Source organism: Thermus tengchongensis, from assembly GCF_021462405.1.
GTDB lineage: Bacteria > Deinococcota > Deinococci > Deinococcales > Thermaceae > Thermus > Thermus tengchongensis.
The window spans coordinates 156,629-167,881 of sequence record NZ_JAKEDU010000004.1; the positions used below are offsets into that span (position 1 = coordinate 156,629).

11 protein-coding genes are annotated in these 11,253 nt (G+C 66.1%); 9 read left to right on the top strand and 2 right to left on the bottom strand.

The window, feature by feature from the left end; genetic code table 11:
* Positions 1-35: 35 nt before the first annotated feature.
* Positions 36-1,691, bottom strand: a complete 1,656-nt coding sequence (locus L1087_RS06995; RefSeq protein WP_234558242.1) for a sialidase family protein — start codon at positions 1,689-1,691, stop codon at positions 36-38.
* Positions 1,692-1,826: 135 nt separating this feature from the next.
* On the opposite strand from L1087_RS06995, the gene L1087_RS07000 reads away from it, so the two are divergent.
* The 3 genes from L1087_RS07000 to greA are packed head-to-tail and all read left to right on the top strand — an operon-like array spanning position 1,827 to position 4,983.
* Positions 1,827-3,641 carry a chorismate-binding protein gene (locus L1087_RS07000; protein ID WP_234558283.1) on the top strand — a complete coding sequence of 605 codons (1,815 nt, stop codon included), beginning with the start codon at positions 1,827-1,829 and terminating at the stop codon, positions 3,639-3,641.
* Positions 3,599-4,456: an aminotransferase class IV gene (locus tag L1087_RS07005; RefSeq protein ID WP_234558243.1), complete on the top strand. Its 858-nt coding sequence runs from the start codon at positions 3,599-3,601 to the stop codon at positions 4,454-4,456. The genes L1087_RS07000 and L1087_RS07005 overlap by 43 nt, the downstream gene beginning before the upstream one ends.
* A gap of 56 nt (positions 4,457-4,512) precedes the next feature.
* Positions 4,513-4,983 carry a transcription elongation factor GreA gene (gene greA / locus L1087_RS07010; RefSeq protein WP_015717289.1) on the top strand — a complete coding sequence of 157 codons (471 nt, stop codon included), beginning with the start codon at positions 4,513-4,515 and terminating at the stop codon, positions 4,981-4,983.
* Here the strand turns inward: greA and recO are convergent.
* Entirely contained in the window at positions 4,978-5,673 is a 696-nt protein-coding gene (recO, locus tag L1087_RS07015; RefSeq protein ID WP_135260749.1) for a DNA repair protein RecO, read from the bottom strand. The genes greA and recO overlap by 6 nt on opposite strands.
* Before the next feature lie 19 nt (positions 5,674-5,692).
* On the opposite strand from recO, the gene L1087_RS07020 reads away from it, so the two are divergent.
* The 6 genes from L1087_RS07020 to queA all read left to right on the top strand — a co-directional run bounded on the left by L1087_RS07020 (position 5,693) and on the right by queA (position 11,237).
* Positions 5,693-5,923: a hypothetical protein gene (locus L1087_RS07020; protein WP_234558244.1), complete on the top strand. Its 231-nt coding sequence runs from the start codon at positions 5,693-5,695 to the stop codon at positions 5,921-5,923.
* A gap of 143 nt (positions 5,924-6,066) precedes the next feature.
* The gene (locus L1087_RS07025; RefSeq protein ID WP_234558245.1) at positions 6,067-6,345 is read left to right on the top strand and encodes a hypothetical protein; all 279 of its coding nucleotides are present in this window, start codon (positions 6,067-6,069) and stop codon (positions 6,343-6,345) included.
* On the top strand, positions 6,318-7,076 hold the full coding sequence (locus tag L1087_RS07030) for a TIGR00282 family metallophosphoesterase (protein WP_038042303.1): 759 nt from the start codon (positions 6,318-6,320) through the stop codon (positions 7,074-7,076). The genes L1087_RS07025 and L1087_RS07030 overlap by 28 nt, the downstream gene beginning before the upstream one ends.
* Positions 7,073-9,658, top strand: coding sequence for a phosphoenolpyruvate carboxylase (locus tag L1087_RS07035; RefSeq protein WP_234558247.1), 2,586 nt, complete (start codon positions 7,073-7,075; stop codon positions 9,656-9,658). The genes L1087_RS07030 and L1087_RS07035 overlap by 4 nt, the downstream gene beginning before the upstream one ends.
* An 11-nt stretch (positions 9,659-9,669) precedes the next feature.
* Entirely contained in the window at positions 9,670-10,206 is a 537-nt protein-coding gene (locus tag L1087_RS07040; RefSeq protein WP_015717284.1) for a LabA-like NYN domain-containing protein, read from the top strand.
* On the top strand, positions 10,203-11,237 hold the full coding sequence (gene queA / locus L1087_RS07045) for a tRNA preQ1(34) S-adenosylmethionine ribosyltransferase-isomerase QueA (protein ID WP_234558249.1): 1,035 nt from the start codon (positions 10,203-10,205) through the stop codon (positions 11,235-11,237). Before L1087_RS07040 ends, queA begins: the two co-directional genes overlap by 4 nt.
* Positions 11,238-11,253: the final 16 nt, after the last annotated feature.

Genomic DNA, 11,253 nt, shown 5'->3' on the forward strand with positions numbered 1-11,253 from the left:
TTTCCCCACTCGTGGCGCAAGCCACGAAGGGGCGCTCAGGGCCAGGTGAGGAGGGTTCCGCAGTTGCCCACCACCACGAACCTTCCCTGGCCGTAGGCGATGCCCTCGGGCTCGTTGCCAAGAGGGTGGGCCTCGTCCCAAGCGAGGCCATCCTCGGAGAAGGCCACGACCCCTTCCCCGGGCCTGGGGTGCCCCACCAAGGCGAAGCGCCCATCCCCGTGGGTTACGCTGGGGAGGTGTTTGGGCAGGTGCGGGGCGGAGGCCTCCTCCCAGTCCCAGCCCCTTTGGGCCACCAGCACCTTTCCGTGGCCGCTGGCCACGAAGCGGCCGTTGCCGTGGGCCAAGCCGCGAAGCCAAGGGCGTCCCAAGGAGAGAACCTTTTCCCAGCGGATGCCGTCCCGGGAGGCGTAGAGGTTGCCCTTTTCCCCTGCCGCCAGGAAGGTGCCGGCCCCAAAGGTCAGACCCAAGAGGGTTTCCTCCTGGGGTAGGGGAAAAGCGCGCCACACCTTCCCCTCCCGGGAGAGAAGGAGGGCCTCGCCCGCGGCCACGAAGCGGTCTTCCCCGTAGGCCACGGCGTAGAGCCACTTCTGCACGGGGGTTTCCACCTTTACCCAACGCTTTCCGTTAGGGGAGAGGAGGATGGTTCCCCGCTCGCCCACCGCCACGTACTGGCCTCTTCCCCAGCCCACGCCAAGGAGCCAGGCCGGCACCCGGGCCTCGAGGGTCCAGGCGGTACCCTCGGGGGAGAAGAGGACGATCCCCATGGGTCCCTCGTGCCCCACGGCCACGAAGCCCTGGGGCCCAAAGGCCACGCTCCAGAGTTGCTGACCCGTCCCGGGATGGATGGGCTTCCAGGCAAGGCCGTCCTCGGAGGTGTAGAGGGCCAGGCCCCAACCCACGGCCACGAAGCGGCTTCCGTTCCAGGCCACCCCCGTGAGGAAAGGGGCTCCCTCCAGGACCGCTTGGTGCCAGCGCATACCATCGGAGGAGGTCAGGACCGTGCCCCCTTCCCCCACCACCACCCAAAGTCGTTCGCTCCGCGCAATGCCGAAGAGACCCTTCCATGTTCCCGAAGCCTGGCGGTGCCAGCTCCGCCCGTCTTGCGAGGTGAGGATGAGGCCGCCCCAGCCCACGGCCAAGAAGAGGCCTTGGGCAAAGGCCACGGCGTTGAGGATGCCCGGGGCTGGCAACGTTTCAAAGTGCCTTCCATCTTGTGAAACCAAGATGATGTGGTCCCCCACGGCCACGAAGCGGCCTTGGGCGAAGGCTACACCCCAGAGGTTCCTGTCCAACCCCAAGGGCACCGGCTCCCAAGCCCTGCCGTCCCCGGAGGTCAGGACCAGCCCTTCCATGCCCACGGCCACGTAGCGCCCCCTGCCGTAGGCCACCCCCCAAAGGCCCCTGTGCTCCAGAGGTGTTCCTTTGCTTGGCTCCAGGGGGCCCCCAGGGGGTCCCTGCAACCGGGTGGCCTTGCCCCCCACCACCACCCGCCGACCCTCCCCCAGGGCCGAGGCGGTGAGGGCCTCGAGGGTGGGGGTGGGTACCTCGTGCCAGGAGAGGCCGTCCGGGCTTTCCAGGAGGAGGCCATACCAGCCGGTGGCCACGAAGCGGTCCTCCTGCCAGGAGACGTGCAGCAAGGGGGTGGAGCGCACCCACCAACCAGCGGGAGACATCCGCAAGGCCTCCAGCACGGCGCCTCCTTGTCCAGAGTCTAAGGGAGGGAGCTTTTCGCAACAAGTCCCTATAGCCCCCCCGAGAAGGCGGTTGGGGTTGCCGGTATACTTGGCCCCGTGCTGGGCCTTTTCCACGCGGCCAGGGCACTGGGGATGCGCCCGGCGCTACTGGAGTCTTTGGGGCCGAGGACCCCTTTTGCCCGGCTTTCCCTTCTGGGGGTGCGTCCCGCCCACCGCCTCGAGGTGTGGGAGGGCCGGCTTTACCTGGACGGGAGGCGGGTGGGGGAGGCTTTGGACCTCTTCCGCTACCTGGAAAGGGGTCTGGGGAAGGGATACTTCCCTGCCTGGATGGGGTTTTTCGCCTACGAGTTCGCCCGGCACCTGGGCCTTCCCACCCACGGGCCCCTGCCGGGCCTCCCCGAAGCGGCCTTCTACTACTACCCCGAGGGCTTCGCCCTCCTGGAGGGCCGCCTGGTGGAGCGGCCTTCCTTTCCCCTGGAACCCGTGCCCTATCTGCCCCCGCCCTTGCCCCACTATCCTCTGGTTTCCGACTTCCCCCAAGGGGCCTTCCTCCAAGGGGTCCTGGAGGTGCAGGAAAGGATCCGCGCCGGGGTGGTCTACCAGGTGAACCTCTCCCACCGCTTCCGCCTCCTGGGCCCCGTGGACCCCCTCCTCCTCTACGCCCGGCTCCGGGCCCTGAACCCTTCCCCCTTCATGGGGCTTCTGGAGGGGGAAGGCTGGGCGGTGGTCTCGGGGAGCCCGGAGAGGCTTTTCCAGAAGGTGGGGGCCCGGGTCCTGGCCCGGCCCATCGCCGGCACCCGGCCTAGGGGAGGGAGCCCGGAGGAGGACCTGAGCCTGGAGGCAGAGCTTTTGGCCTCGGCCAAGGAGCGGGCGGAGCACGCCATGCTGGTGGACCTCCTCCGCAACGACCTGGCCCGTGTGGCCCTGCCGGGGACGGTGCGGGTGCGGGAGCTTTTCACCGTGGAGCGCTATGCCCACGTGATGCACCTGGTCTCCGAGGTGGAGGGCTATACCCGGGCCGCCTTGGGGGAGGTTTTCGCCAGCCTCTTTCCCGGCGGGACCATCACCGGGGCCCCCAAGGGCACGGTGATGGCGGCCATAAGGGAGCTGGAGCCCGTCCCCCGGGGGCCCTACACCGGGAGCCTGGGGTACGCCTCGGGCCGGGGAGCGGACTTCAACATCCTCATCCGCTCCTTCCAACGGGTGGGGGAGGAGGTCCTCTTTTCGGCGGGGGCGGGGATCGTCATCGCCTCGGACCCAGGGGCAGAGTACCGGGAAACCCTGCACAAGGCGGAAAGCCTCCTCCTGGCCCTGGAGCGGGGCCGTCCAGGCCGGAGGCCCGAACCCCCCAAGGCCACCGCCGCCTGGGCCCCACCCCCGCCCCCCAGGCGGGTGCGGGCCCGGGTGCTCTTCCTGGAGAACCGGGACTCCTTCAGCTACAACCTGGTGGACTACCTGCGGGCCCTGGGGGCCGAGGTGGAGGTGGTGGACCAAGAGGAGGTCCCCCGCTTCCAGGGCTTCACCCACCTGGTGGTGGGCCCGGGGCCCAAGGATCCCTTCACCGCGGGCCGGGTGCTGGAGTGGACCCAGAGGGCCGTGGCGGAGGGCCTTCCCTTCCTTGGGGTCTGTCTCGGCCACCAGGCCCTGGGGGTGGCCTTGGGGGCGGAGCTTTACCGGGAAAGGCCGGTGCACGGGGAGGCCCACTCCATTTTCCATAGCGGGGAAAGGCTTTTTGCCGGTCTACCCAATCCCCTTCCCTTTGCCCGGTACCATTCCTTGGCCCTGCGAAACCTTCCTTCCCATATACGCCTTCTGGCCTGGACGGCGGAGGGGGTACCCATGGCCATTTGGGACGGCAGGCAGGCTTATGGCGTCCAGTTCCACCCGGAGAGTATCCTGTCCCCGTGGGGGATGGAGCTTTTGGCAAGGTTCCTGGAAGAGGCCTAAGGCGGGTGCTCCTAAAAGGGGAGCCTTTCAGCGAGCCCCTTCCGGAAGGGTTTTTGTACCATGGCCTAAGCGTCTTCACCACCTTGCGGGTGGAAAGGGGAGAAGCCCTTTGGCTGGAGGATCACCTCCACCGCCTGCGCCGGCATGCTTCGGCCTTGGGGCTTCCCTATCCGGGGGATGGGGCATTCCTAAAAGACCTCGAGGCCCTTAAGAAGGAGCTTGCCCGTCTGCCTTGCCTTCGCCTCCGCTTCACCGTGGGGGAGGGGGTATGGCTTTCCGAGGCCCGGCCCTATACCCCCCTTCCCCTAGCCGCCTACCAAGAGGGGGTGCGGGTTCTCCTGACCCCCTACCGGGTGCATCCGGACCTGTACCGCTTCAAGACGGGCAACTACCTCCCGTACCGCCTGGCCTTGAAGGAGGCGGAGGGGCAGGGGGCCTTTGAGGGGCTTTTGCAGGATGGCGAGGGCTACGTGGTGGATGGAAGCCGCACCAGCCCTCTTCTTTACCGGGATGGGGTGCTCTTTCTTTTGGAGGGGGGCATCGAGGGCATCACCCGGGAACAGGTGGCCCGGGTAGCCCGGGAGATGGGCCTTCGGGTGGAGCGGGCCCGGCTTTACCCCTGGGAGCTTCCCCTGGCCGCGCCCCCCCCTCTTCCCCCCCACCAGGCACTGCGCCGCCGGGGAGGAGAGCGGGAGGGAGCGAGGGGGGTGTTGCTCCTGGCGGGAAGCGGGGTGGGGCTTTTGCCCGTGGGGCCGCTTCCCGAGGCCTTGGCCCCCTTGGTGGAGCGCTTCCTTCCCGCCTGCTATACTAAATAGCGGTACCTCCAGCCCATCCTCATGGGCTGGTGCCCCTTTTTACGCGGAGGGAAGGGATGAAGAAGCCGGTTTACCTGACCCCGGAAGGCTTTAGGCGCCTTCAGGAGGAGCTGCATCACCTGAAGACCACCAAGCGGCAGGAGATTTCCGCCGACTTTGAACAGGCCCTGGAGGAAGGGGATTTAAGGGAAAACGCCGGTTACGACGAGGCGCGCCGGGCCATGTGGCAGAACGAGGCCCGCATCGCCCAGCTGGAGGACCTCCTGGCCCGGGCGGTGGTGGTGGAGGGGAATGGCTCCTACGACCAGGTGGCCCTGGGCTGCCAGGTGGAGCTGGAAACCGAATCCGGGGAAAGGCTTTCGTTGGCCATCGTGGGTAGCCACGAGGCGGATATTTTCAGCGGCAAGATCTCGGACGAGTCCCCCCTGGGCCAAGCGCTTTTAGGTAAGAAGGTGGGGGACGTGGTGGAGATAAGGGGCAAGAAGGGAGCCCAGGTCTACACCATCCTGGAGATCAAGCCCCTATAGTTCTGCGGTGAGCGTAGGTGTGGCCTTAAGGGGGCCTAGGGCCTCTTCCGCATGGTGCTTCAGGGCGAAGAATAGCCTTTCCAGGGGAGCGTCTTCCAGGTAGGGGAGGGCCTCGCTACCCGGGAGGTGGAGGATGGCCCGGAGGGCCTCCACGCCCTTTTCCCCCAAGTAGATGCCCTCCTCCCCGCGCGGGCCGGACCCGTGCACGAGGCGGCCTGCTTTCAGATATAGGCCGGGCCCCAGAAGGTTTGGGCTTAAGCCCCCCGCCTTCACCACCCGCCATCCGGCCCATACCAGGGGCAGAAGGGGCCTTTCGTGCTTGGCGATGCCCCTCAGGCCAGAGATGAAGACCGGATAGATCCTGGGGGCGGCCTCCGGGGAGGCTAAGCGGTAGGAGAGCTCCGCCAGAAAAGAGGCCAGAAGGAAGCGCCTGGGTTCCTCCAGGCCGTGTAGCCTCCCCAGAAGCTCCGCCTGGGTAAGCGTGGGAAGGCCTTCTCCTTTGGTGTAAAGCTGGAAGCGCACGTGATGGAACAGGGAGAGCCTGCCCGAGCGCCCCGAGGGCCGCACCCCCTTGCGGGCCACGGCCTCGAGGCTCCCTTGAGGGGTCAGGAAACGTAGGAGAAGATCCCCTTGGGGCAGGGCCTTACGCCCCACCACCACGCCTTCCTCCAGACGATAACGCTCCACCATTCCAGTGTATGCTTAGAGTATGGAACGGAGCTTGCGCGACATCCTGGAATGGGTGGTCTTGGGCCTCTTGGTGGTGGTGGGGGTCCTTTTGGCCCTTTGGGTGGGGGGATGGGTGTTCACCTTCTTGGGCCGGGTACTCCTTGCGCTTTCCGGCTTGATCTGGGAACTTTTGAAGTTCGCTATCCCTTTGCTGATCCTGGCGGCCATCGGCTACGGGGTGGTTTACCTATTGCAGAAGCGCACCGCATAGGGTAGCGGCTCGAGGAAAGCCTGGGGCTTGAGATAAGTGCCCGGCCCCCGTTTAAGGGGTTGGGCTTCTCTTTAGGGTGTTTCATACCCTTGACGAAGGGGACGTTAGGGGTGTACGCATTCCCCCAATAGAAGAGAGGGAGCATGGACCGCAGGTTTCTGTTGAGGCTAGGAGCTTTTCTGGGGGTGGGTTCCCTGTTGGGAGCCCGGGCCAACGAGCGGGTGGCCTACAAAGACTTCGAGAAGGAAACCCCGGTGGCCGTGGTGTACCACCTGGACTTCGGGGACCCCAACCGCTTTGGGCAGATGCTGACCAACATCAGCAACCACCTCTCCGTCTACGACAACGACCCCTTCAAGGTCCCGGGACCCGCATGGGTGCGTATAATGCCCCCATGCGGGTTCTCTTCATCGGCGATGTGATGGCTGAGCCCGGCCTAAGGGTGGTGAGCCTTCACCTGCCGGATATTCGGGATCAGTACGATCTGGTCATAGCTAACGGGGAGAACGCCGCCAAGGGTAAGGGGTTGGACCGCCGTTCCTACCGCATCCTGCGCGAGGCGGGGGTGGACCTGGTTTCCCTGGGAAACCACGCTTGGGATCACAAGGAGGTCTACGAGCTCTTGGAACGGGAGCCCGTGGTGCGGGCCTTAAACTACCCTCCCGGCACCCCAGGGCGAGGGTGGTGGCGGCTTGACGCAGGTGGGGAGAGCCTTCTCTTCGTGCAGGTGATGGGCCGGGTCTTCATGGATCCCCTGGACGATCCCTTCCGCACCCTGGATGCCCTTTTAGCCCAGGAGAAGGCGGATTACATCCTGGTGGAGGTGCATGCCGAGGCCACCAGCGAGAAGATGGCCCTGGCCCACTACCTGGATGGCCGGGTTACCGCTGTGCTGGGCACCCACACCCATGTGCCCACCCTGGACGCCATGCGCTTGCCGAAGGGCACCCTGTACCAGACCGATGTGGGCATGACCGGTACGTATGCATCCATCATCGGCGGGGAGGTGGAGACCTTCCTGGCCCGCTTCCTTACGGGCAGGCCCCAACCTTTTCGGGCTGCCCAGGGAAGGGCGCGTTTCCACGCCACCGAGCTGGTTTTGGAGGGCGGCAAAGGGGTTTCCATAGGCCCTTACGTGTGGGAGGAGCCGTGAAGCCTGCGAGGGAGGATACCTTTGACCTTTTGCGGGCAGAGGTGGACCTTCTGGGCCGCCTTTTGGGCGAGGCCATCCGGGCGGTTTCGGGGGAACGTTTTTTCGCCTTGGTGGAGGAGGTGCGCCTCCTATCCAAGGCCCGACGACAGGGGGACGAAGGAGCGAGGACCACCCTTTTGAAACGGGTGGAGGGGCTTTCCCTCGAGGAGGCCGAGGCCCTGGTGCGGGCCTTTACCCACTACTTCCACCTGGTCAACCTGGCGGAGGAGAGGCACCGGGTGCGGGTGAACCGCCTTAGGGCTGAGGCGGAAACCCCAGAGAGCCCGAGGCCCGAGGGCTTCTTGGCCCTAGCCAGGGCCTTGAAGGAAAGGGGGCTTTCCCTGGAAGAGGTGGAGGCCCACCTGAACCGGCTGGAGCTATGGCTCACCTTTACCGCCCATCCCACCGAAACCCGCAGGCGGACCCTAAGGCATCATTTGGAAAAATTACAGGAAGAGCTGGAGGCCCAAGACCGTTCCCGCTTGGCGGCCAGGGTGGCCCTGCTCTATGCCACCGAGGAGGTGCGCAAGGCCAGGCCCACGGTGGAGGACGAGATCAAAGGCGGGCTTTACTACCTGCCCACCACCCTCTGGCAGGCGGTACCCCGGGTGGTGGAGGGCCTCGAGGCTGCCCTGGAGAAGGTCTATGGCAAGCGTCCCCGCCTGAAGAGCCCGGTGCGCTTCAGGAGCTGGATCGGGGGGGACCGGGATGGCAACCCCTTCGTTACCCCTGAGGTGACCGCCTTTGCCGCTCGATATGCCCGCCAGGTGGCCCGGGAGCGGTTTTTGCTGGAACTGGAAAACCTGGTGCGGGACCTTTCCCTTTCCGAAAGCAAAGTTCCCGTGCCCAGGGGGGTGCGGGAGGGAGGGGAGGAAACGGAGCGCTTCCCCGGGGAGCCCTACCGGCGGTTCTTCGCCAGGCTTTATGCCCGTCTGGAGAAGGGTGAGGTGAGCACGGAGGAGCTTTTGCGAGCCCTGAGGGTGGCAGAGGAGGGCCTGGCCTCCGTGGGCTTGGAACAGGTGGCGGCCTCCTTCCTCCGTCCCCTCGAGGCCCGCCTTTTCGCCTTCGGCCTGGAGCTTGCGCCCTTGGACCTGAGGGAGGAGTCCGGGAAACTCCTGGAGGCGGCGGCGGAACTCCTGAGGGTTGGGGGGGTCCACCCCGATTTCCTCTCCTTGTCCCCCGAGGCCCAGGAGGCCCTCCTCACCGAGGAGTTGAGAAGCGCCCGTCCCCTTCTGCCCGTGGGCCATGAGCCCCAGGGGGAGGCCCTGCGGGTGGCGCTCGGGGCCTTTCGGGCCTGGCGGGACAAGGGGGCCCACGTGGTGTCCATGACCCACCACCCCGGGGATCTCCTTGCTGTGTTCCTTCTCGCCCGGGAGGTGGGGCTTTACCGGCCGGGAGCCCCGTTGCCCCTGGATGTGGTGCCCCTCTTTGAGACCCTCGAGGACCTCCACCGGGCCCCGGAGGTGCTCACCCGCCTTCTGCAAAACCCCGTCTTCCTGGCCCACGCCCGGGGCCGGGGCGGGGTGGAGATCATGATCGGCTACTCTGACTCCAATAAGGACGCTGGCTTCCTAGCCGCCAATCTGGCCCTTTACGAGGCCCAGGAGACCTTGGCCAAGGTGGGGCAGAGCTTCGGCCTGCCGGTTTTCTTCTTCCACGGCCGGGGTACCTCCACCGCCCGGGGCGGGGGGCCTGCGGGCCGGGCCATCGCCAGCCTGCCCCCCAGGAGCGTGGGGCACCGCATCCGCCTCACGGAACAGGGGGAGGCCCTGGCGGATCGGTACAGCCACCCCGAGCTGGCCGTGCGCCACCTGGAGCAACTTCTCTTTTACTTCGCCCAGGCGGCCTTGGGCGAGGGGGTGGAGCCTAGACCTGAGTGGCGGGAGGCCCTGTGGCAGGCAGGGGAGGAGAGCATGCGCCGCTACCGAGCCCTTTTGGCCCAGGAGGGTTTCTTCCCCTTTTTCGAGGCCTTTACCCCCATCCGGGAGATCGGGGAACTCCCCATCGCCAGCCGTCCTGTGTACCGCCACGGCCGGGTGCGGGAGATCCGCGACCTCAGGGCCATTCCCTGGGTGATGGCCTGGACCCAGGTGCGCCTGCTCCTGCCCGGCTGGTACGGGCTTACGGCCCTGGAGGCCTTGCCCCTGGACCTTCTCAGGCAGATGTACCGGGAGTGGCCCTTCTTCGCCACCACCCTGGAGAATGCCGCCATGGCCTTGGCCAAGGCGGACCTGGGGGTAGCGGAGCTTTACCTGCGCCTGGTTCCGGAAAAGCTACACTCCCTCTTCCACAGCCTTGCCCAGGAGTACCAAAAGACGGTGGCGCTTTTGGAAAGCATCTTCCAGGCTCCCCTCCTTCACAACCAAAAGACCTTGGAAAGGCAGATCGCCTTGCGCAACCCCTACGTGGACCCCATCAACTTCGTGCAGGTGGAGCTTCTCCGCCGCTACCGCGCTCCTGGGGGCAGGGAGGATGAGGCCTTGAAGAAGGCCCTTCTCCTTTCCATCCTGGGGGTGGCGGCGGGCCTTAGAAATGCGGGTTAAGATGGAGGTCGATGGAGCTTGGCCAGCATCCTGACCAGCGGGTGGGCGTTTTCGTGGACACCCAGAACCTTTACCACTCCGCTCGGGACTACTACGAGCGCAACGTGAACTTTGAAAGCCTCCTGCGCTTTGCCGTGGGGGGAAGGCGTCTGGTGCGGGCCACCGCCTATGTGGTGGAGAAGGAGGGAGATACCTCCGCCTGGCCCTTCATCTACAAGCTTTCCACCATCGGCTACCGGGTGCGGCGCATGTACCTCACGGTGAAGGAGTTGGGTGAGGGGGGCAAGCCCATCTACGAGGGGAACTGGGACATGGGCATCGCCGCGGACATGGTGCGGCTTATGCCCCACCTGGATGTGGTGGTCCTGGGAAGCGGGGATGGGGACTTTGTGGAGATCCTCGAGGTCCTCATGGAACGGGGCATCCGGGTGGAGGTGATCGCCTTCCGGGAGACCACCGCCCAGAAGCTCATCGATGCCGTGGACCGCTTCGTGCACCTTCCTGATATCCCCAATGCCTTCATGGAGCCCAAGAACACGGAGCGATGAGCCTCGAGGCCTACGACTACTTCCTGCCCGAAGAGCTCATTGCCCAGGAGGGGGTGGAACCCCGGGACGCGGCGCGGATGCTGGTGGTCTACCGGGAGGGCCTCTTCCGGGCCGAGCACCGCCAGGTCAGGGACCTTCCCGAATACCTCCGCCCGAGGGATGTGCTGGTGTTTAACGAGAGCAAGGTAATCCCCGCCCGCCTCTTGGCCCAAAGGCCCACGGGGGGAAGGGTGGAGGTGCTCTTGGTACGGGAAAGGACTCCAGGGCTTTGGGAGGCCCTGGTGGGTCCCGGCCGCAAGGCCAAGCCTGGCACCAGGCTCCGCTTTCTATCTCCCCGGGACCTCCGGGTGGTTCCGGATCTCGAGGCGGAAGTGGTGGGGGTGGAGGAGGGCGGGGTACGGCTTCTCCGCTTCCAAGGGGATCTGATGGCCCACCTGGAGGAGGTGGGGGAGGTGCCCCTGCCCCCCTACATCAAGACCAAAATCCCTCCGGAACGCTACCAGACCGTGTACGCCAAGCGCCCGGGTTCCGTGGCCGCCCCTACCGCGGGCCTCCACTTCACCCCAGAGCTCCTCTCCCGCCTGAGGGGCATGGGGGTGGAGCTCCGCTTCCTGAGCCTGCACGTGGGCCCCGGCACCTTCCGCCCGGTGAAGGGGGATCCCGAGGAGCACGAGATGCATCCTGAGCCCTACGAAATCCCTGAGGAAACGGCGGAAGCCATCAACCGGGCCAAGGAGGAGGCCCGGCGGGTGGTGGCAGTGGGCACCACCGTGGTGCGGGCCCTGGAAAGCGCTTACCGGGAGGGGGTAGGGGTAGTGGCTGGGGGAGGGGAGACCCGGCTATTCATCCGGCCGCCCTATACCTTCCGGGTGATCGATGGTCTTTTCACCAACTTCCACTTGCCCCGCTCCACCCTGATCATGCTGGTGGCTGCCTTTTTGGGCTACGAACGAACCATGGAGGCCTACTGGCTGGCCGTGGCGGAGCGGTACCGGTTCTACTCCCTGGGGGACGCCATGCTTATCCTCTAGGCAGTTCCTCAAAAAC

Coding starts and splice junctions, on each gene's coding strand:
- L1087_RS07000 (WP_234558283.1), top strand. CDS start 1,827: ATGCGCCCGGCGCTACTGGAGTCTTTGGGGCCGAGGACCCCTTTTGCC.
- greA (WP_015717289.1), top strand. CDS start 4,513: ATGAAGAAGCCGGTTTACCTGACCCCGGAAGGCTTTAGGCGCCTTCAG.
- recO (WP_135260749.1), bottom strand. CDS start 5,673: ATGGTGGAGCGTTATCGTCTGGAGGAAGGCGTGGTGGTGGGGCGTAAG.
- L1087_RS07020 (WP_234558244.1), top strand. CDS start 5,693: ATGGAACGGAGCTTGCGCGACATCCTGGAATGGGTGGTCTTGGGCCTC.
- L1087_RS07025 (WP_234558245.1), top strand. CDS start 6,067: ATGGACCGCAGGTTTCTGTTGAGGCTAGGAGCTTTTCTGGGGGTGGGT.
- L1087_RS07030 (WP_038042303.1), top strand. CDS start 6,318: ATGCGGGTTCTCTTCATCGGCGATGTGATGGCTGAGCCCGGCCTAAGG.
- L1087_RS07040 (WP_015717284.1), top strand. CDS start 9,670: ATGGAGCTTGGCCAGCATCCTGACCAGCGGGTGGGCGTTTTCGTGGAC.
- queA (WP_234558249.1), top strand. CDS start 10,203: ATGAGCCTCGAGGCCTACGACTACTTCCTGCCCGAAGAGCTCATTGCC.